The sequence below is a fragment of the Pseudomonas putida genome, assembly GCF_026625125.1.
Classification (GTDB): domain Bacteria; phylum Pseudomonadota; class Gammaproteobacteria; order Pseudomonadales; family Pseudomonadaceae; genus Aquipseudomonas; species Aquipseudomonas putida_X.
This window is the reverse complement of the sequence record NZ_CP113097.1, coordinates 3,355,937-3,376,294: the sequence shown is the minus strand read 5'-3', so window position 1 is coordinate 3,376,294 and position 20,358 is coordinate 3,355,937. Positions and strand designations below refer to the sequence as shown.

The window sequence follows — 20,358 nt, the reverse complement described above, 5'->3', positions numbered from 1 at the left end:
ACCCAAAGCGGGAGTTAGGGGACTCGTCGGTAGTGACCGGAAAGGCTGTTTGCTATCGGTCGGATTCCATAGCCAGGCGTCGGCAAAGGCTGCAAGCTGAACACTAATACTCGCAAGAAACCACGCGTCCTCACTTATGGTGAGGCGGTGGCGTAGGGTCTTGGCCTGCACTGCCAAGATGTATATTTTTGAAGATGACCAAGTCAGCGACTTCTTCACCATCGGTGAACATCGGCGTTTCAGGAGGGGATGGACGTGTCCTGCGTCCGCAGGAAGTCGACGAGCTGCAGGCTCAACGGGGCGTGTAGTAGATGGCGTCCAGAAGCGCTGCGCGTCCCAACCAGATTTCGGCGTCAGCCGCATTGCTGGGTTGCGGATGTCTCCACCACGGATCACCGTGCATCGGCTCAATGATGCGCCGCCAGTAGTTCTCCAGGTTCGTTGTGCTCGGGCTGACACCGAAGTTTTCGCACAAGTCCTTTCGGTTGGCCGAATCGATACACACGAATGCGTCAGGCCGCTTCATCGCCAAGAGCCTAGTCGCGGTCGGTAGTCCGCCGACTCGCCCGTCCTGATCGAAGGCTGCTCTGAACGCTTTGCAGTAGCGGTCGTAGTCGTCCTGCGTGACCGCGCCCATCAACGGGATGAAGTCGAGGGCGTGGGAGAGACCTGTGGGCGCTTCGATGACCAGGTTCGCGAACGTCCCACTTGCGCCCATGCTCCCGAAAAGCCCGTAGTCCACGCCTGGCTGCTGAGACTTCTTGCGCCCGAGAGTACCAGCGACCAGCTTGCGGTCGCCCTCGTTCCACTGCGCGTAGGGTATGCCAGTCGCGAAAAGGGCGCGAGCCTTTGTCAGAACGCCCAAGCGCTCCTTAAACAGGTGCGCAGACGGGTGTGATGCGCTTCGGACCTGCACGAGGTAGTCCGCCCAGCTCATGTCATGTGGCGCGCGCTTGGTATTCGGCTTAGAAGGTAGCCGAACGTCAGCGAACTTGATCAGTTCCTGTCGCGCAGCCGTCTTAGCTGCGTACTGGTGACGGTACCGATAGAGGAATTCGTGAGAGATGTCCTCCGCCCCCTTCCACGCTTCTGCGACGAAGCGACTGAGCTCTACCAGCGCTGCATCGTCGAGCGAGCCATCAAGCAGCACGCTCGCCTCGACGTTTCGGCTCATCGCCGCCTTCGTGAGATTCGGGCTCCCGACCACGCAGCGTATGCGTTGCCCGTTACGAAACAGGTAGACCTTCGGGTGGAACAGGTCGCCCGTAGGAGGAACGACGGCTGCGGCTGCTAGCGCTGCCGCCCGCTCAAGCACCTCGGGCTGCGTCTGGAACATATGAGTGCCGACAACGAAGTGCTCGAACTTCGAGCTGTCTTTCATCGCTGCCTCGAAGACCGCGTTCTCGGTCGCCCAGGCTACTGCCCATTGCATCGACTCGCAGTTCTCAACCAGTGCTATGAGTGTCGACTGCGTCTGGGAAGCCGACAGGAACTTCACATCCATCTCTGCTTTTCCTCGTGTTTCTATTTAACTAAGTCCGGTACGCTTCTGGGAGCGTCAGGAGAGGCGGACTGCTCGTGCAGCGACCGGCATGTAGAGCCATCGCTCGCTCACGGGCTTGCCGGTCGCGTTGAGAAGGGCATGACCATAGGACTCGAGCTGGGGCCCGTGCTCAGCCACCAGGTCCTCATCTCTGGCTGAGCCACCGGGGTTCGACTTGTGGTCCATGAGAATCCAACCATCTGGCAGTTCGACCAGCAAGTCGATGCGGCCCCGGATACGAGTGCCGTTAGGGCCACTCGCTTCGATGGGAACTTCGACGTAAACGGGGCAGCCAGGCCAGCGCTTGGCTACCCAAGCTTGGAACGCTCTGGCCTGGGCACAAACGGCTTCCTTATCCACAGAATGAGCCACGGCCCAGGTCATCAGGATTCGTTCGACTTCAGGGACTGAAATCCCGCCAAGCACGCCGGCGCGAGCGATACAGAGGTGGAGCGCTGTGCCCAGCGATGCCATGTCGGGCTTGCCCGCCAAGCTCAGCCGGACTCCTACCGCGTCAGTCTCGACTACCTTGAACGTGCCTCCCGAGGCAGAACTCGGTCGATGCCACAACGGCTCGGCCTGCACGCGCGGACGAGCTGTGAACCAACTGCAGGGCTCGGAGGCTTTGGCAGGTGGCTCCGTTGAGCAGTCCTCCTTGCTCCACGATCTCGATAGTCTTGAGAGCTGCTGGCCGTCGGGAATCGCTATAGTTCCTGAATCGCCGAACAACAGGTCGGGTGCGCCTTGAATTTCGCCGACCCAGGCGCGCCCCGCCCCTGACTTGCGAACAAACGACACTGCGATGTTCATATCACGCGCGCGGGTCAGGCCCACATAGAGAAGGCGTTTGTTCTCGGCCAGTGCCTCGGCCTGCATGGCTTGACCAGTGGAGCTGGCTTCAGCATTGAGGGCGGCTTGGGGTTGGGAACGCTTGCCCCAGGTCTTCAGCCAGCAGTGGACGAAGCGGTTGGCGAGCGGCTGCTGCGGATCGAAGCCCCCAACTGTTCTCGCGCGTACACCCCAAAGCGAACTGCGTGCTGTCGCATCGAGGCTTGTCAGCACGACGATTGGCCACTCCAGCCCCTTGGCCCCGTGATAGGTGATGACCGAGACCGAGTTGTCTTCTGAAATGGCCCGGTTATCGTCCTCTGCGCTGGCGAGTTCGTCCAGCCAACGAAGCATGCCGCTGATGGTCGCCGGTCGCTTCGCAGCGACACACTCGTCCTCGAAAGTCTTTCCGAGCTCGACCAGTGCCTCGACATTGGACAGTCTATTGCGGCTCTCGTGAGGGGAGGTGGACCATTGTCCGACCAGCCGCACTACTTGGGACTCGGCAGCAGCAAGTCGCAGTACTTCCTGTGGCGTCAAAGCCATTAGCGTTGGACGCAGCTCTTCCAATCGGGCCAGTAGCGGATGGGCGCTATCACCCTTCGTCAGCCACTCGTGTGACCTCACCCCTTCGGTGGCTAGGTATTGCAGCCTGTCTGCAAGCCAGGTCTCGATCGGAGTGCCATCGGCCAGCGTTAGAACCAGCGCCGTGGCGACGGTGTCGGTTGGGTCGTTCATGCGCCTCAGACAGGCCATGACATAGATGGCTTCGGCAGTCCCCAACAAGCCGGAGCGTGGGCTGGCTGACGGGATGCCCCAGCGCGTGAGCGACGTGACGGCAAATTCGACTTGGTCGTTGTAGCGACACAGCACTCCGACATCGCCGGCCTGAATCGGACGGAGCTCCTTGGTGTCCTTGTCTTCGACCTTAACCCCGGACTCGAGCAGCTCGCGGATGGCCTGGCCAAGGCCTAGGTAGTCTGAGTCGTTTCGGCTGCTCTCGAAGTTCCAGTTCAACAGCGCGGGCTGGTCCGGGATGTCCTTCCGCAGAGGCTGCAACCGAACCTGCTCAGGCGTCAGGTCGGGCTCGAACGCAGAGCTGAATACACTATTAGTGAGTAAGACCTGGCTTTCGGTGGAGCGCCTGGAGGTGTCCAGAGCCTTCCCTATGACTCCGCCCCAGCCCTTGATGGCGCTGAGAACGCCGGAAATGAGGCTCGAGTCAGTTCCGCGGAAGCCGTAGATAGCCTGCTTGGGGTCACCGACCCACACCGACTTCTTAGCCAGTTTGGCCAGCTCGACGAAAAGCGCCAGTTGGAGCGGGCTGGTGTCCTGGAACTCATCAACCATGATGAGATCCAGTTCTGCCGCCAACACTTCACGGACGGCAGGCTTTGTCCTCAATGCACGTAGCAGCAACACCTCTTGGTCGCTGAAGTCGACTGCACCCAGCGCCTTCTTGGCCTGTTCGTAGGCGTCGAGAACGTCGGCGGCCAGCTTGAACACCATGTCAAGGTACCGACGGACCTCGGCATGAAAGGCCGGGTGAGACTCGTTGGCCTGAGCAGCGGATTTGACTGGTGCCACGATATCCCTGACCTTAGCGCCGGCGTCAAACCCCGCTGCGCCGATCCAGTCGGGCCAGCACCAGCGTCCTTCACGGAAGAGACGATCCAGTTTTTGCAGCCCGTCGAGGCCTTTTAAGAGGTTGTCTGCAACTTTGGCGCCGACAGCTTGCTGCTGTTCTACGTAGGCGGTTACTTCCTGGTGCGCCTTGGCCAGCGCGGTCGCTAACGCCATGGTCGGGTCCAGCCCCGCAGTTGGGACAGGCCAGTTCGCGAGCATAGCGTCCGCGTTCTGAGTACCCATCATGCGAAGCGCCCCTGGCTCAATGTCGTTATCGAGCGCGGCCTTGACGACAGCCTCAACAGTCTTGGACCAGTCCGCCTGTTCGATGCCGAACCGCTCTGTGAGCCAAACTAGTTCCGCTTGTGCGTCGGCATCCATCCACTCGGCCAGCGTGGCTTTGAGCAGTCTCTTGGATTGACCTTCACCCAGGACAGTCTGGTCGGGAGACAGCCCCAACTCGAAGCAGAAACGTTTGAGCATCTGACCACAGACACTGTTGACGGTGCCCAAGCGTGCTTGGCCTATGGCGGTGGCGAGGTCGATACGGCCCTTTTCAAGAAGCCAGGAGCGGGCGCGTTCGCGCAGCTCGGTAGCGGCCTTCACCGTGAAGGTCGTGGCCAAGATGGCGTGAGGCCGTGCCGTGCCAGATTCGAGGGCTTGTGCGAGAGTTTCGGTCAGCTTGTAGGTCTTGCCACTGCCGGCGCCTGCGCTGATGAATTCGATGTTGTTCATCACTTCCAGCCTCCCAGCAAGATAAGATGGTCTCGGTCCCATTTGCTTGGACCGTTGACCGGAAAGGTTCCCTCAGGGCCCTGGTACTCGTCGTTCGGATCTTCCGGAACGACTTCGATGGTCCCGGCATCCAGTTGCTGCTTGCGCCACTTCCAGGTAGCGCGGGCGCGGTCCAATAGATTGGAGACGGTTACTCCGTCCGGCGGTCTTCTGACTTGCGCTTTTGGGAAGATGTCGGCAGCGGTGATGTACAGCCCGCCACTTTCCAGGATGAAATAGCCAAGCGCGGCGGGTGCGATACCGCTTGTTTGCTCAATGAGGCTGGAGTAGAGCGCCAACTGTAGGTGCTCGCCAGAGCGAAGCAGCCTGGCGTAGTAGGTATCGCCCCTCCACTTTATGTCCACGGCGACAGTTCGCTTGTCACCAAGTGTGACCAAGAGGTCAATTTTGCCGATCAGCGGGACTCCTCCCAAGGTTCCTCTGAACTCCACCTCAGTCTGAACCTGAATGGCACCTGCGAGCCTGAGGTGATCGAGGAGACTTCCGATGGCTCGTTCGCATACCTGCCGGAAGTGCTGCTGTGTTACCCCCGCACCCTGCATGAGCAGTACAGCGCCTTCAGTCAGTAAGAGTGAGTCGGCTACGGCGCGGAACCAGTCAACGGCTTCGGCGTTTGACCAACTCAAGGCTTTGTCGTGCGCGAAGAGTTTCTCGAGCACCCGATGAGCGAGGATGCCCAGCAGGCGGTTGCCCTCATCAACCTCTAGGACTGAGGTGGGATCCAGCTTCGCCACTCGTTTCAAAACGAATAGGGCTGCATCATTGAAAAGCTCGTTCAGCGTAGTGAACGACTGTAGGGCGTCGCCGAGTTGCACGGAATGAGGCAGTTGGATGTGTCGTGGAGTAGCGGGCAGCGCCTGAGGTGCAAGCACCTCGGCGGTTACCCCTAGTAGCGTGGAATTGAGTGCGGTGTCCAAGTCAAGCGACGCGGACTCGATATCCGGTACGAGCTTCTTAAGAAGCTGACGAATCGGATGCACTTCTGAACCAGGAGGAGGGCAGACGATGATGAATCTTTTTCTCGCGGCAAGTAGTGGCCGCAGCCACCTCAGTGCTAACGATACAAGCTCACGCGCCGGGTCTCGCAACTGCACACCTAATTGAGTTAGAGCATTCACCTCGGCAGGAGACCAAGGCAGAGGCGAGGGCAGGGCAGGCGTCGACGGCATCCACCATATCACTTCATCAGCTGCTTCGATGCAAGCGGCTGCCGTGCTGCTCGAGCGCATGCAACCAATATGGGAAACCGCAGCGGGATTGGTTGCTCCGGCGGGTGTGGCGTGGGCGACCAACTGTTCGACTTGTCGAGGCAGTAGCTTGGCCACACCTTGCCGAGCCAGCTCGGTCAATGCGTCATGAACAGCCGCACATTGGCTATGCGCCACCATAAAGCTTGCCGCGTCAGCAGGCTCACCCAAGAGGCGACGCCGCATAGCCTCCTGCATCCGATCGACGCGAGCGATCAGTGCATCTACCGGCACTCCATCTGTTCGTGCCCAGCGCTCTGACTCCAGCCAAAAGGTGATTTCATCTGCCACTTCCGGGGCATCGTCATCTGCGGCGATCTTGTTCTTGGCTGTCGTCCAGGCTTCGCCACCTATCCCGGGTTGGTTGGCGACAGCGCGTGCGAGTCTGCTTCTCGCAGCGCGACTGAATGGGCCGACCGGATGAGTCAGGAAGTCCAAAAGGCGGTTCATGTCCACTGGGTCCCAACACAGCTCCAAGGCAAGGGCTAGTGCCTGAAGGGCCGGGCGCAGCTGACTAGGACGTTCGAACCCGCAGTTGACGCTACCAGAAACAGACAGTGATACGTCCAGTGAGTCTCCTGCATCCTCGGCCAGGATCAGTCGGTCTCCGGGCGTGTGCACGTGCTGCGTGCCTAGCCAATGTTCGGCGGTAGTGATTGCGAGGGTGTGTACCAGCAAGATGCTCCCGTCGGTCGGCACAACCGAATTTCCCGCAGAGCCTCCGTTCAGCACGGTCAGGGCGTGCTCCTGCACCGCGCGGAGCTGGCTTGCTCCCTGTGGTTCAGGAAGGCGAACTTCGACCTCGGGCAGGCGCTCCAACACCTGCTGCCAGAGGCGCGGGAAGTCCTCAGGCGGGTCAACCAGGTGGACTGACCTGATGGGACAGGGGCCGGAGGCACTCAGAGCTTGTATCACCAGATGCAAGCGCTCGGCCTCTCCGGGGGGCAGCGCTTCGAGAGCGGTCTTTTCGACGGCCGCAAGTTCTTGGATTCGCGGTGGGTGCTCCGGATTCGCGCTGCCGTCCCAGCCGCCAAGCCGCCACTCGTCACGCCAAGCCAGGAGGCGCGCGGCAGTGCCAATGCTGTCGACTTTCAGGGAGTCGCTGTAGAAGCGCGAGTCGTTGTCATGAGCCCGCAGAAGGCCGGAGTAAATGGCCACGCGTCTGGCCGTTGAGGCTTTTGGCGCGCTTAGACCAAGGTAGGTCTCCAGCAGGGACAGGAAACCGAGACGGCCTACTATCGGGTTATTGAAGAAGTTCGTTGGGGACGGACCCTGACGGGCGTCCAGGAAAAGGCCAAAAGTGATGTGCATGCTGCGCTGGCTTCCTTGACGGCAATCGAATGCAGGTGTCCTATTGCATAATGTTCCCCTGCTCCTGGTCGACTAGAGTAACCGAAAGCTGCTATTCGCGTACGAAGGGAAACTGCCAAAAGCGACCCACATCGATGCCATCTGGCTGGCCACCGAGCCCATGGCCATGCGCGCCGAAGACGAGGCGGCTTTACTTGAGTGATCGCTAATCGATATTTTCCAATGCGCGCCCAAGAAAGAACGAGCGCTGTAGAAGGTGCGTGGCCCTCGACGAATCTCAAACCCCGATAGCCCCGTTGACCACCATGGCGACCCTAATCCGCAGCCAGCAGAGTTTCGCTGCGTTAGACAGCAGCGACGACGAAGAAAAGGATTTACTTCATGTCCAGCTTTTTCAAGCTAGCTTCGTGCGCAAGGAGAAGAGACTTATGAGTTCAGAAGGAGGCGCCACATAGCCGGGCCCGTTTGATTCCCATAATTGATAACAGTGCCATGAGTGCTTGCCAATCCTTGGCCACCCGGTTCGAGCTGCTAGGCGAGAAATGGTTGACCAACATACCCGCCTGGTATCTCAACATACACCCGTTTACTATGATGCCAAATTGGCATACTCGCGTAAGCGTCAGCAGAGCTGTCGGCATACGCGACCAACGCCATTGGTGAACGGGAGGGAGCCCGGTGCCGGCGTTCAGGCGTCTGATCTCCTCCTTGAAAAACTTGTTGTCAGGCCTAAGGCCTGATCAACACGAGCCGAGGTACCAACGGCATGGTCTACTCGATGCCTGGAGCGAATTTTGACGAACTCTGATGATATTTGCTTCGACGAAGAGCACGAAGACGAGCTACGAGAGAACAATCCAAATAAGCCGGATGTTTTCGCATTTGATTGCGGGCAACTTCCTTTCGAAGCAATGGGTGATCACCATTTTGAGCTGCTGCTCGCGGATCTTTACCGCGATAAGATGGGGGAGGTGGGGTTCGATTGGTATGACGATGCACGGCGCCTCAATGATGGGGCTGACCAAGGCCGTGACGTCATCCTCTTCAAAGACTCGGTTCCTGTTGGTGTCATCCAGTGCAAACGTCTAAAGTCCGTACTAAAGCGAGACACAGTTATACTGGAGATATGCAAGTTTTTTCTCTATGCACACACACGCCCCCAAATTGTCTCACCAGACGGTTCGCCGTTCAGGTACATAGTAGCAGCGGCTGATGGAGCGGCCATCGATCTTACCGAGTTAATGGTTAATCGAGGGCGCGAGCGCTTTGACAAATTGCGTGAGATTTTTGAAAGTAAGGTGATTACTGCAAGGAACTCATCGCAAAAGCTCAGTAAGCACCCTGCTCTGAGTAAGCTGAAGAAAAAAGACTTATGTGATCTGATATGGGGTCGTATTGTTGGTCTTCAGACGAATCTTCATAAAAAAGATGATCTGTCGAGTTTTTTAAGAAAGCTTCCAAACCTAAAAGAAACTTACTTTAAGCTTGATTCGAACTTCGCTGCGGTCAAGGATGAGGTCGGAAAGCTATTCTTGACCTATGGTATGCAATTTGGGAGGCAAGACGAGCAGTATGCAGTCGCGATCAGGACTGAGTATTATGATGATGAGTTTGGTGATCATAAGAGCTTCAATATTGCTTTAATACAAGGAGCGGAGCTAACTCCTTTTTTAAAAGGCATGCTTTGTCCAGTGACTGGATCGGTAAAGTCTAAATTTGGCTCAAGACCTGTCATCCTTACGGCTGGCTCGCGAGCTGCATCCGTAGCTGAATGGGCAGAAATTGACTCCCTTGTTAGAGAATATCCGCATCCGTTGGTCTTTGCAGTCGGGTGTGGGGAAGTCACGGGTGCTCAGTTATTAGAATGGCGTGGGTCTGATGATTTCGTGTGGATTGACCCCGAGTGGGAGCCGGCTGCTGAAAATCGGTTTAACGCTGGCTGGTGTTGGGTGTCAGATCCGCGCGAGGGCAATTATCAATGCTACATTCTGGTCGAGAATGAAACTGGAAGCCCTGAGTTGGATCATGGTAGTGCCTCGCTACGACTCGCGTTCAAGGATGTCGTCATATGGCCAACTCTCGGAAATGATTTCACGAACCCCGTAACAGATTCACGCTCTCAATTACGCAGACTCATGGCCAGTCGTACTGAGGACGCGGGTAAACGACCAAATCTGGTGTTAGCCTGCCAGCATGTCGGGGCTGTTAATACTGTCTTAAATGCAGCTTCGGACTACTATGGCCAGCGCGCTTCTTCAATTATCGGCATCGTCATGGCCAACAGCTCCCGATTTGTCCAATGTGATGCCGGAATGTGGAGTGCGACAGGGATTTTTCCGGCGTTGGATACTGAACAATCTACGCGTCCTTCATCCAAATTGGTCAAACCAGCTGGTAGAGTGATGCGGCGCAGTGGTAGTGGATCACTCATGTTCTGTTTGGATTGGACAGCCGATCCAGCGCTCAAATTGGTCAAGTCCCAAAGGCTGATAGCTAACCAGGTGGTGGATGAGCTTACACCTGAGTCCTTGGAGTTCTTCGAACTCTTCGATCGCCATCCTCCAGATGACGACTACCAGCCAGCGGTGCTTAAAGAACGCCAGTATCTGAGTGAGCTTATCCAGAATGGCGTAATCGCTGATTGCAAAAATTTTAGCTATCGCGCTTGTTATGGCACTAGCAGGGATAGAGAGTTTTCTCCTGAAGATCTGGGTGCCGCTGGGGCTAATATCATGCGCTCGATTAATGCCCTGAGTTTTATCAAGGTCTCGCCATCTAGTCAATGGTCAGTCACCCCACATTATGAGGGGCATATTAACTATACGGATGCAGAAGTTGGCGAGGTGAGTATCATGGCGTGGAGTAGTAAGGATTACTCAGTGCGTGATATGGAAGCGCAACTTTTTGAATGGGCCAGGCAACCTAGCGCGCACCCGAGTTTACTCGTGTTCGCAGAGGGCAGGGGCACCATTAAAGTGAACAAGCCAAGTCACGGAAGATACGATATTACTGCTGTCCCGTCAGTGAGGGACTCCATCACTGATGCAGTCGTGCCTCGTAGTGTTTATTTGTTTGATCTGCGGAAAGTCGAGGATCAGTGCCTTGATGATGCAGATCAAACACCAGATGAGTTCATGGGTGAAATCATGAAGCGCAGGGCTGACCTCGATGCTTACTAAATTGCTAGAAATAATTGACCAAAGGGCTGTCGACGCACAGTTCGAGCTAGTGTCCATCGAAGCGTTGATGCTGAACGATGATCAAAAATGGCCAGAAGGAAAAGCGCCAGGGCAATTGGGTTATTGGGAGTCTGAATTCGCCTCGCTACTTTTGGTTGACTTCACAGACAAAAAGTCCACTGATGTCAAGCGCTATGCTGATAGAGCGGTTAACTACCTTGACGCTCGAATTCTTCAGCGGGAAAAAACAAAGCCGGTCATCGATGGCTATCTCGTAATGGCTGTGCAAGCCAGTGAAGAAATGAAGGATTTTATTCTGGCTGTCGAAAAAAATACCCTATTTGTGCGTAAACATGTAGTGGTCATGGCGAATGGGGAATGGGAGCGATGCGAGCGTATTACGCCCATTGGGCTTAGCCGATCTTCATCTCTCTCTACACCCCCGGCATTCACACCCAATGACGCAGGGGCCGTGGGCCTTTTGGAGGCGTTGGCGACTATCAAAAGCACCGAGCTTGCTAAGCTTCACGGGAAGGAGTGGAACCTGAATGAGTAATTTTCCAATCAAATTCCTATCCGTTGAAATTAGTAATTTTAGAGGGGTTCCAGGCGTACTCAAGGTCCCGCTGGATGCACCTTTGACGGTAATTTACGCTGCGAACGGTACAGGCAAGAGCACCATCTGTTATGCATTAGAGTGGTTGCTGACAAATGAGATCAAGGATGTAAATGACGATAAGTTAGCCTGCCAGTGGGGGGAGGGCGAAACCTACGTCTCAGCGAAGTGCCTAATCGACGGTGTGCATCATGAGATGTGGCGACAAACAGATAATTTTTGGTTGTCGAAAGAAGGCGGTAAACGCAAAAAACTCACTGATGAAAAGTTGCTTACATTACTTACTCCTGCTGCAATTTCTGGAAAGACACCACAAGCAACCAAGAAGGCCAAGCGAGGCTGGCTTCGTAATAGCCGCTGGTTGTATTCAAATTCGCTTTCGCTGTTGATTGATAACAAGCATGCCGAAGAGCGGCAACAAATATTCGCCGATATTCTTGGTTTTGGGCACCTGGCAGGCACGCTACGTGACCTGAAAGATTACAGAGGCGCTTTGCCTAGCACCAGGGGATTGCATGATAATATCTTCAGGCTTACCACGGAGATTGAGGAGACTCAGCTTAGACTGGAAGGAAGTGCTCCTAGCAGGGAGAAAGGTTTATCCAATCTCAGAATTCTGAAGGAAAGCTTTGGCCTGTCTTCTACCCAAGGAAATTTCGTTAGCGACTTACGCGAGGTTGACCTACGCCTGCGCATATTTGACCAGCGAACTGAGTCACGGCTTAAGGGGCTGATAGAGCTTGAGTCGCAATGGGATTACTTCCACTCTTCTCAACAGCAAATTGAAGTCTTGCGGCGATCGGTCGCAACTGTATCTGAAGAAGTTCTTGCGCTGGCTGAGCAGCAGAAAAACACTTCGGAAGAGCTAAGTCTGGCGAATATCAAATATGGCGATGGGGAGCGCAGTGTCAGTTGGGCTGATTCGAAGCTCTCTATCCTGCAAAACAGTCGCGCCATTACGAAGTTGCCGAGTGTGGCAGATTACTTTGAGGCCGATACTGTTACTCACTCATCCCTGAGCACCAGCTTTGTAGAGTTCGGATGGTCAAAAGAGAAGAAAGGTTCTTGGCGTGACGCTTTGGATACTCTGGAGTCAAGACTTCCAGAAATCAGCGGCCTAGTTCGCGAGCAGTCACGGATGGAGGCTAACTATGTCCATCCACCTGGAAACTTGCAAGCGGCAATTGATGCGGATAAGTTGGCTCAAGACGATGTAATTCGCCAAGCGGCAAGGTTTGAAACATTAGCGGATACATCTGAACGTTTACGGTCTTTGGGTGCGGAGCTTCTCAACTCAAGTGATAGTCATGTCTGTCCACTCTGTACACACGCGTGGGAAGATTCGGGGCAGCTAAAAAGCAAGGTTCTTTCTCAAAAAATCTTGTCGCCCACGATACGGGAGGCCTCTCTTAAGCTGGATGCGGCACGTACAAGTGCTCAGGCTACAGCCCAAGCGTTGGCTCAGGCTCAATCCGCTCAAGCTCTTCATGAACAGTTCGTCAGGCAGCTTAATACGGTTAAGGGCAAGCTTTCGGCTTTTGATGCGAGAACAAATTATCTGACGATAATGGGCGTAAAAGATTTTTCGAGGCTCAATATTCAGCAGGTAGAATATCTCAAGGAGCGAGTTTTGGCTGCAATTGAGCTGGATTTGATTTTTTCTGAGCTGCCAGATCTTGAGAAGCTATTCTCGCGTCCTCCAATCTTGAATTTTGTTGAGCGTGTTGAGGGGGCGATTATCGCGCTCGAAGAGTATCGTAGCTATTATAAAAAACAGATGGATGACTACAGTCCTGAACGTACCAGACTTGATCAAGCTGTAAAGTCATTGCTGGCAGCAATTGATGAGCGAAACTCACAAAATAAATTTACTGCTAGCAGTATTTCCGCGATGACTACTGCCGTCGATAGGTTTATAACCCTCTGGAAAGATGTCGTTCAGGGATCTATCATCTCCCCGGAGACACGATTGGCGGCAGTCGTTGAGATTAATAGTGATCGTGAAAAAGTTGCTGAGTTCAAGGCTTTGTATGACGAATGTGCGGCTATAGCGAAAATTGATGTTGATGCTAGCTCGCTTGAGAGACTTCTAGCGGAGCGCAAGGGCTATCAAGAAAAGCTTAATGTTGGATCTAAGTATATCATTGAGGCGGATAGCGCTATCGAGCAATATGAGTTGCACGTCAAAGAGCTGACATCCGCCAGTCTCGGAGTGCTGCTCAGCCCTGCAACCGAGTTGTTCTCCCGGATGCATGCCAATGAGGTTTATAAAGGTTTAGGGGTCACTGAAAATCAGAAATACTTCCAGTGGACGGCTTTCGCGGAAGGGCATGACGAAGGGTTGGATGCCGAGAGTAAATTCAGCCAAGGCCAACGCCAAGATCTAGCGCTTTCGCTGTACCTTGCACGGGCTCGAAACACAGGTGGTAGTTTCTTACTTGATGAGCCGATTGCGCACCTGGATGACCTCAATAGGGTTGCTATGTTGGATATTTTCCGTCTCGTGGCCACCTCAATGCCGACAATGAGTGTGGTCTTGACGACTGCAAGTGAGTCCTTAGCGCGACATATGGCCCAGAAATTTTCGAGCATCACAGATCAGCACTTGCTTAATATGGTCAGGTTAGAGGGGAATCCCCGAACTGGAGTGACAATGTCCGTGGATCGAAATATTTCGGGCACTAAAGTACCGCCGGCTCTAAGTGTGCCAAGACAAACTCCAACCGAAGGCTTTGGCCCGGCAGAAAACTAAACTCTGAAAAGGTGACTCGCCTGCTGTCGATCCTGGTGAGGATTGACAGCGTTGCCCTGGTTAGGAGCTATCACCGCGCTTTGAGGAGGGGAGGACTCGTTGGACTGCCGCCCTAGTTGGTCGGCTGGTACCCGGCTCCAGGCTCGGGACGGTTCAGAGGGATACTCTCAACTGGTTGATAGCCTTTTTTCAGAAGGCGTTAAAGCTAGTGTTCGAGAGGTGAGTTCGCCGCAAGCTAACGCACAAGCAGCCGGTGAGGCCCTCACTGAGAATGAATCAGGCATTGGGGGTATCATTTTCAAACCATCCAAAGCATACCCTCAGATGTGCCCCTAATGTAGCAATCCACTGGAAGTGAATGGAGCTTCACGGTCTATGAAAAGACAGAAGTGATCAGTTGAACAGCCTGCCCGACGGCCCTAAAGACTCTCAGGGTCGCCAAAGAACATCTGAATCCGCGACCTCAACCAGCGCTCCGCCGGGTCATTGTCCTGCGCCCCTCGCCAAGCCATGTGCAACTCGAAGCTGCGCACCGCTATCGGCAGGTCTTCAGCCCGCAACCCGCCCGCAGCCGTGAGTGCATCAGCGGTGTAATCGGGCACCGTGGCAACGATATCGGTCCCGGCCAGCAGGCTGCCCAGGCCGTTGAATTGCGGCACGGCCAGGACCACATGGCGCTTGCGGCCGATCTCTTCCAGCGCTTCGTCGATGAAGCCGGACAGGTCGCCTGCGAACGACACCAGTGCATGGGGCCGTGCGCAGAAGTCATCGAGGGTGATGCTGCCGGGTACGCTGTCGGCGCGCAGCAGCTTGGGCATGCTGCGGCGCAGCACCTTGCGCTTGGCGTTGGCGGGCAGTTCGCTGGTGTAGCTCACCCCCACCGAGATTTCACCGGAGGCCAGCAGGGTAGGCATGAGCAGGTAATTGACCCGGCGCACCACCAGCACGATACCGGGCGCCTCGGCGCGGATGCGCTTGAGCAACTGCGGCAGCAGGGCGAATTCGGCGTCGTCCGACAGGCCGATGCGGAACACCGCGTTGCTGGTGGCCGGGTCGAATTCGGCGGCGCGGCTGACTGCGGTGGAGATGGAATCCAGCGCTGGCGACAGCAGGGCAAAGATTTCATGTGCCCGCGCTGAAGGCTCCATGCTGCGGCCGGTGCGCACGAATAGCGGATCGTCGAACAGGTTGCGCAGGCGCGACAGCGCCGCGCTGATCGCCGGCTGGCCGAGGAACAGCTTTTCGGCGGCACGGGTCACGCTACGCTCGTGCATCAGCGTTTCGAACACGATCAGCAGGTTGAGGTCTACACGACGCAGGTCGTTTCGATTCATCGGTGCGCTTCGCCTAAAGTGGGGCAGGGGTGAATCTTAAGGCCAAAGGCTGTTAACCTGCACCGATTTGTGGGGGCCAATGCACAGAAATGTGAGGTGCCCAATCGATGACAAGCATGTCGACTATTAATAGCCACTGATGGTCTAACGGCAAAAGCCCGGATAAAGTCCGTGGTAATACGAGATTCACAAAGGCGAGGTATGCGATGTCCCGCATGATCCGGTTCCACAAGTTCGGCGCTGCCGAAGTGCTCCGCTGCGAGGAGCAGGCCGAACCGTCAGCTGCTGTCGGCGAGGTGCAGATCCGCGTCGAGGCCATTGGCGTGAGCTGGTACGACGTGCTCTGGCGGCAGAACCTGGCGCCATCCCAGGCCCGTCTGCCTGCGGGGATCGGCCACGAGATGGCCGGCGTGGTGACTGCGGTGGGTGAAGGTGTCGATGACATTGCAGTGGGCGACCGGGTGGCCAGCTTCCCGGCGACCAGCGCCAATGACCACCCGGTGTATGGGGATGTGATCGTCCTGCCGCGCACGGCGATTACCCGGTACCCGGATATCCTCACACCGATCGAGGCCAGCGTGCATTACACGCCGCTGCTGATCGCCTACTTCGCCTACGTCGACCTGGCCAGGGCCAAGGCCGGGCAGACCGCGCTGGTCACCGATGCCAGCCACTGCGCAGGGCCCGCCTTCGTGCAGTTGGGCAAGGCCCTGGGCCTCAAGGTGTTCGCTGCCACCAAGGAGCCGGAGCAGCGCGAGTACCTGCTGGGCCTGGGTGCTGACAAGGTGATCGTCACCGAAGAGCAGGATTTGCTCATGCAGGTTGGCAAGTACACCGATGGGCGCGGCGTGGATATGGTCCTCGATGGCATGGGCGGCCCACAGATGTCGCTCCTTGGCGACGTGCTCGCGCCACGCGGCAGCCTGGTGCTGTATGGCCTGCAGGGGGGTAACCAGACACCGTTCCCGGCCTGTGCGGCGTTCCAGAAGAACATTCAGTTCTACGTTCACTGTATCGGTAACTTCACCGGCAAGCCGGAACTGGGCATTAGCCAGGACCAGGTTGCGTTGCAGCGCGCCCTGCGTGATATCAACCAGTTCACGGCTGACCAGTTGCTGACACCGCAGATCATCAAGGTATATCCGTTTGATCAGGTGGTTGAAGCGCACCGGTACATGGATGAGTGTCCTTGTGGCGGCAGAGTGGTGCTGGACCTGGGCGTGGCGTGACAGGCGTTGGATGTACAAGAAAACCCGGGCTTGGCTCGGGTTTTTTTTTGCAGGTTCACCGCTCCTTCATGATGCCACCGGGCGAATGCCTTGACCGCAACGCTAAACCCAGTGCGTGTAGTTCCAGTACCTTACCTCCAACTTTCCGTGAATAGTCTATTGCTTGGGACTATTCCTACAACTAACTAGTCCCCATCCTACATAAACAGTCATTGCCACTTCGCGTGCCCGCACATCCTTTGAAAATTCATTGTCTTTGAAATTCCCCGGCCTCTGGCGCACAGTGACTTGTCATTCGGCTGAATGGTTTTTTTACCGGCATCTGTATCTTTTAATCGTTGAGCAACGCTTGATAATGGCGTAATGATGCTTTACGCAAGGAGCGTGCAATGGAGAAGAACACCCCTGGCTTTTGGTATTCTGGCGCAGCGCCGGGCACACGCGGGGTTTCATTTTTATCAATGTCATGGCGACAGTAATTCGTCACTTCAGTTTCTCTTAAAGACTTGTAGGAAGTTTCTTCAGGCTTGATTCGCCGCTTATTCATTCATGCAAAAGTGCATCGTTGGCGGTGGAAAGAATGAAGTAGTGAGGTGACATGTGAGCAATATCCACGACCAAGCTATGCACCATATCTACCAGCAGGTGCTGGATCGCGTGCTGGGCCATATGTCCCAGGTCCAGCGCGCCTCTTTACAGCTGTTCATTCAGCGCCTGCTGGTAGCCGCAGGTGGCCCGGAATACATCGGTACCTTCAAGTTGCTCGTGCTGCTAGGCGCAGACTGCCATAGCGCCCGGCTGCTGGCGGTCTTGCGTGCGGCCCAGTTGAGCATCGCCCAGCGTGCACCTGTCACCTTTCAGTTGCAGGTGGTGGCTGTATGCCTGCCTGCGGCCAGCGGCGCGCTTCTCGAGCAACATGAGCGTGTGTTCAGTGCCTTGTTTCTGCATGACGATCCTCGTGTGCAGTTGCAGATGCTCGAAGCCGGGCAGTTGGTGTCGTTCACCCGAAGGCCCTATCTGGAGGTCGAACCCTGGGCGTTGGCGCGCGATGCTTTGCTTGTGTTCGGCCATCTTGTCGATGCGCGGCCTGAAGCACTTTTGGGCAGCCGCACGCACCTGGAGCTCGGCGCAGCGCTGTGGCTGGCGCTTGACGGCCAGCCGGCAGTCGATGCAATGGTAACCGCCATGCCTGCGCGGCAGCGGCTGCGTTACCTGGCATGGGCGCGCAGGGGCCTGCGCCAGGCGGGTGACGGGGGCAGGGCAAACCTGCATCAATGCATGGCGACGCTTGCCGAGCGGCTGAGCCAGTTGCACAACACTGCCGGCACTTCACTGGGCGAGCCCGAAAAACCGGGCACCGAGCGTTGCTCGGCGTTTCCGATCAGGCTGATTACCATCGACGACCTGATGCCCCAGCTGCTCAGTGGCGATGAGCTGGACTCGATGATGGAGTGCCGCTTCGAGCCGGTGCACACGGCCATGCCCCTGGCGAGTTTTCTTGACCCGCTGGCCTTGGCCCAGTTGCACGAATTGCTGTCGCGCTGCAATGCGCCTGCGCAGGCAAGCCTGGCGCAGCGTCTGCATTGCGAAAGGGCGCCAGCATCGCAGCACAGCCGTTTTGCCAAGGCTTATGGCCTTGAGCGAACTCAGCTCGTTTGCATGCTGCACAGCCCGTTCGCCAACAAGGGGCGGAGGCTGGAGCGCTTTCTGCAATGCTGCCACGCCGATATGTTGGTGGCCCTGCCTTATCTGCACCGCGTCATGCAGGGCAAGCCGTGTCCCGACCCTGTCAAGGATTGGTTGGTGAACACCAGTGGTTTGTCCCTCGCCCAATTGCGGGCCATCTACGAAGGGCGTTTGAATCACAGCACCTGGGCCTTGCTGGCCAACCTGGCGCGACGTGATGTGCATCTGGGGCTACTGGCCTGCCGGCCCGCTGCTGCTTCGATTGCCTGCGGGGGCTTGCCTGATGGGGCGTGAATTCGCCTACCAGACGGTGTATCGATATCTGGAAGCGCTGATCGATGAGGCCGCGCGGGGAGGGCAGCGCCGTTTGCCCTCACTGCGCGCCCTGTCGCGGCACCTGCGCGTTTCATTGGCCACTGTGCAAACGGCCTACGGGTTGCTGGAACATGAAGGGCGGGTGCTGTCGGTACCTAAGTCCGGGTACTTCGTGCCCGCGGGAGTCATTACTGGCGTAGCGGCCACTGCCGAGTCGGACCAGGCCGTGCTGGCGCATCCGGCGATGGAGCGTGTCTTGTTCGCTCACGAACGACGGCTGGCGCGACAGCGGGCCTGTTCATCCTCCGGCGCCCAGAGTTCGGGAGAAGTTCGCCTGCGGCACATACTGGCCGAACGTTATACCCGAGCGTCCCGGCAATCCTGGCGTGCTGAGGATGTGCACCTGGGGCCCGACGTGCAGGCTTTGCTGGAAACGCTGCTGGAGGCATTGGCGTTGCATGGCAGCACGGTGCTGGTCGCATCGCCGTGTTGCTGGCGTTTGCTGAGGGTTTTGCAGCGCTTTGGTCTGCACGTGCTGGAGATGCCCGTGGACAACCACGGCAGCCCCGACCTCGGCAGCCTGGCGCGCCTGCTGGGGCGTGAGTCGGTACGCATGATGGTCATACCGTCTTGCCTTGGCATGCCCACGGGGCGGTTGATGTCACAGCAGGTCCAGCGGCAGATTGCCCACTTGCTGGCCGCGCATCCCGTGTGGCTGCTGGAGAACGATCTGGACAGCGAGTACTGCTTCGATACACCGCCTGTGGCACGTTTGCGTGACTGGGTCGACCAACGTTGGCTGTTGGTGCTGGGGTCGCTGCAGGCGTTGGTCGGTGCCGAGGCGCCCTATGCGTATGTGCTGGGCCTGCATGGCACCCTTGCCGAACGGTTTTCCCGGCGGGCGTTCCAGCTGCCGCCCGTGCGTCAGCAGGCATTGGCGCAGATGCTCGGCAATGGCGAGGTCGACGGACAGTTGAGCCGGCGTCGGCTGGAGCTGCGCAAGCGTATGGAGCATTTATGCCATCAACTCACTGTTTGCCTGGGCGGGCAAGTGGCCTTCGACATGCCTGACGGGGGGTATGTCCTGTGGGTGCGCATGCTTGAGCCAATCGCCCTCGAGCGCATCGCGGCAGCATTGTCTGGCCCGGCCTTGCAAGTCCTGGCAGGTGCGCGGTTCAGTTCGCAGGGGCGTTATCAGCACTACCTGGCTTTCACCTGGGCAGGCGACCGGCCAGAAGCGCTTAGCGAGGAGCTTCGCCGGTTGAAGCAGCTGTTGCTACCGCGTCGCGGGCGCCAGGCTGACAGCAAAAGCTGATCGCCTGCCCTGGCAGGTCACGTATCATGGCGCCCTGTTCGTTCACACTCAGGAGCATCTGCATGGGCACCCCACATTTCCGTCAACCTGTTCCACAGGATGCCGAACGCTGCTACGAGATCGAAATCGGCGCGTACGAGGGCGATGAGGCCGCGACCCTCGAGAAGATCCGCACCCGCATCGCGCAGTACCCAGAGGGTTTTCTCCTGCTTGAGGTCGACGGCCGTGTCGTAGGCTTCATCAACAGTGGCTGCGCCCACGACGTGGTGATGTCCGATGAGGCCTTCAAGGAGCTGGTAGGCCACGACCCGGCGGCCGCCAACGTGGTGATCATGTCCGTTGTGGTGGATCCGGCTCATCAGGGCAAAGGCTACGCGAAGCTGCTGATGGACACCTTCGTGCAGCGGATGACCGCGCTGCACAAGCGCACCATCCACCTGATGTGCAAGCAGCAGCATGTCGAGCTGTACCGCAAGATGGGGTATCACTACGTGAAGCCATCGCCCTCGGACCACGGCGGCATGGCCTGGCATGAGATGGTCATGACGCTCTGAGGTGGCCCACGCACCATTCGTCGGGCGC

At 57.0% G+C, this 20,358-nt stretch carries 12 protein-coding genes; 7 read left to right on the top strand and 5 right to left on the bottom strand.

Annotated features, from left to right (window positions below; all coding sequences use genetic code 11):
* Positions 1 to 292: 292 nt before the first annotated feature.
* Genes OSW16_RS15440 through OSW16_RS15430 form a run of 3 tightly spaced genes read right to left on the bottom strand, consistent with a single transcriptional unit; the run spans position 293 to position 7,350 of the window.
* Complete coding sequence (locus tag OSW16_RS15440; protein WP_267816507.1) at positions 293 to 1,504, bottom strand: phospholipase D family protein; 1,212 nt, start codon at positions 1,502 to 1,504, stop codon at positions 293 to 295.
* Positions 1,505 to 1,558: 54 nt separating this feature from the next.
* The gene (locus OSW16_RS15435) at positions 1,559 to 4,732 is read right to left on the bottom strand and encodes a UvrD-helicase domain-containing protein (protein WP_267816505.1); all 3,174 of its coding nucleotides are present in this window, start codon (positions 4,730 to 4,732) and stop codon (positions 1,559 to 1,561) included.
* Positions 4,732 to 7,350 carry a PD-(D/E)XK nuclease family protein gene (locus OSW16_RS15430; RefSeq protein ID WP_267816503.1) on the bottom strand — a complete coding sequence of 873 codons (2,619 nt, stop codon included), beginning with the start codon at positions 7,348 to 7,350 and terminating at the stop codon, positions 4,732 to 4,734. Before OSW16_RS15430 ends, OSW16_RS15435 begins: the two co-directional genes overlap by 1 nt.
* 794 nt (positions 7,351 to 8,144) lie before the next feature.
* On the opposite strand from OSW16_RS15430, the gene OSW16_RS15425 reads away from it, so the two are divergent.
* Genes OSW16_RS15425 through OSW16_RS15415 form a run of 3 tightly spaced genes read left to right on the top strand, consistent with a single transcriptional unit; the run spans position 8,145 to position 13,897 of the window.
* On the top strand, positions 8,145 to 10,529 hold the full coding sequence (locus OSW16_RS15425; RefSeq protein WP_267816501.1) for an ABC-three component system protein: 2,385 nt from the start codon (positions 8,145 to 8,147) through the stop codon (positions 10,527 to 10,529).
* Positions 10,519 to 11,085 carry a hypothetical protein gene (locus OSW16_RS15420; RefSeq protein WP_267816499.1) on the top strand — a complete coding sequence of 189 codons (567 nt, stop codon included), beginning with the start codon at positions 10,519 to 10,521 and terminating at the stop codon, positions 11,083 to 11,085. The genes OSW16_RS15425 and OSW16_RS15420 overlap by 11 nt, the downstream gene beginning before the upstream one ends.
* Complete coding sequence (locus OSW16_RS15415; protein ID WP_267816497.1) at positions 11,078 to 13,897, top strand: AAA family ATPase; 2,820 nt, start codon at positions 11,078 to 11,080, stop codon at positions 13,895 to 13,897. The genes OSW16_RS15420 and OSW16_RS15415 overlap by 8 nt, the downstream gene beginning before the upstream one ends.
* Before the next feature lie 419 nt (positions 13,898 to 14,316).
* On the opposite strand, the gene OSW16_RS15410 is transcribed toward OSW16_RS15415, so the two are convergent.
* Positions 14,317 to 15,231 carry a LysR family transcriptional regulator gene (locus tag OSW16_RS15410; protein WP_115274576.1) on the bottom strand — a complete coding sequence of 305 codons (915 nt, stop codon included), beginning with the start codon at positions 15,229 to 15,231 and terminating at the stop codon, positions 14,317 to 14,319.
* A gap of 206 nt (positions 15,232 to 15,437) precedes the next feature.
* Here OSW16_RS15410 and OSW16_RS15405 point away from each other — a divergent pair, with 206 nt between their 5' ends.
* Positions 15,438 to 16,460, top strand: coding sequence for a zinc-dependent alcohol dehydrogenase family protein (locus OSW16_RS15405; protein ID WP_241803742.1), 1,023 nt, complete (start codon positions 15,438 to 15,440; stop codon positions 16,458 to 16,460).
* 331 nt (positions 16,461 to 16,791) lie between these two features.
* On the opposite strand, the gene OSW16_RS15400 is transcribed toward OSW16_RS15405, so the two are convergent.
* On the bottom strand, positions 16,792 to 17,007 hold the full coding sequence (locus OSW16_RS15400; protein ID WP_267816493.1) for a hypothetical protein: 216 nt from the start codon (positions 17,005 to 17,007) through the stop codon (positions 16,792 to 16,794).
* Positions 17,008 to 17,060: 53 nt separating this feature from the next.
* Here OSW16_RS15400 and OSW16_RS15395 point away from each other — a divergent pair, with 53 nt between their 5' ends.
* The 3 genes from OSW16_RS15395 to OSW16_RS15385 all read left to right on the top strand — a co-directional run bounded on the left by OSW16_RS15395 (position 17,061) and on the right by OSW16_RS15385 (position 20,330).
* A complete protein-coding gene (locus OSW16_RS15395; RefSeq protein WP_267816490.1) occupies positions 17,061 to 18,440 on the top strand; it encodes a hypothetical protein in 1,380 nt (459 codons plus the stop codon).
* On the top strand, positions 18,430 to 19,776 hold the full coding sequence (locus OSW16_RS15390) for an aminotransferase class I/II-fold pyridoxal phosphate-dependent enzyme (protein ID WP_267816488.1): 1,347 nt from the start codon (positions 18,430 to 18,432) through the stop codon (positions 19,774 to 19,776). The genes OSW16_RS15395 and OSW16_RS15390 overlap by 11 nt, the downstream gene beginning before the upstream one ends.
* A 62-nt stretch (positions 19,777 to 19,838) precedes the next feature.
* Positions 19,839 to 20,330 carry a GNAT family N-acetyltransferase gene (locus OSW16_RS15385; protein WP_267816486.1) on the top strand — a complete coding sequence of 164 codons (492 nt, stop codon included), beginning with the start codon at positions 19,839 to 19,841 and terminating at the stop codon, positions 20,328 to 20,330.
* Positions 20,331 to 20,358: the final 28 nt, after the last annotated feature.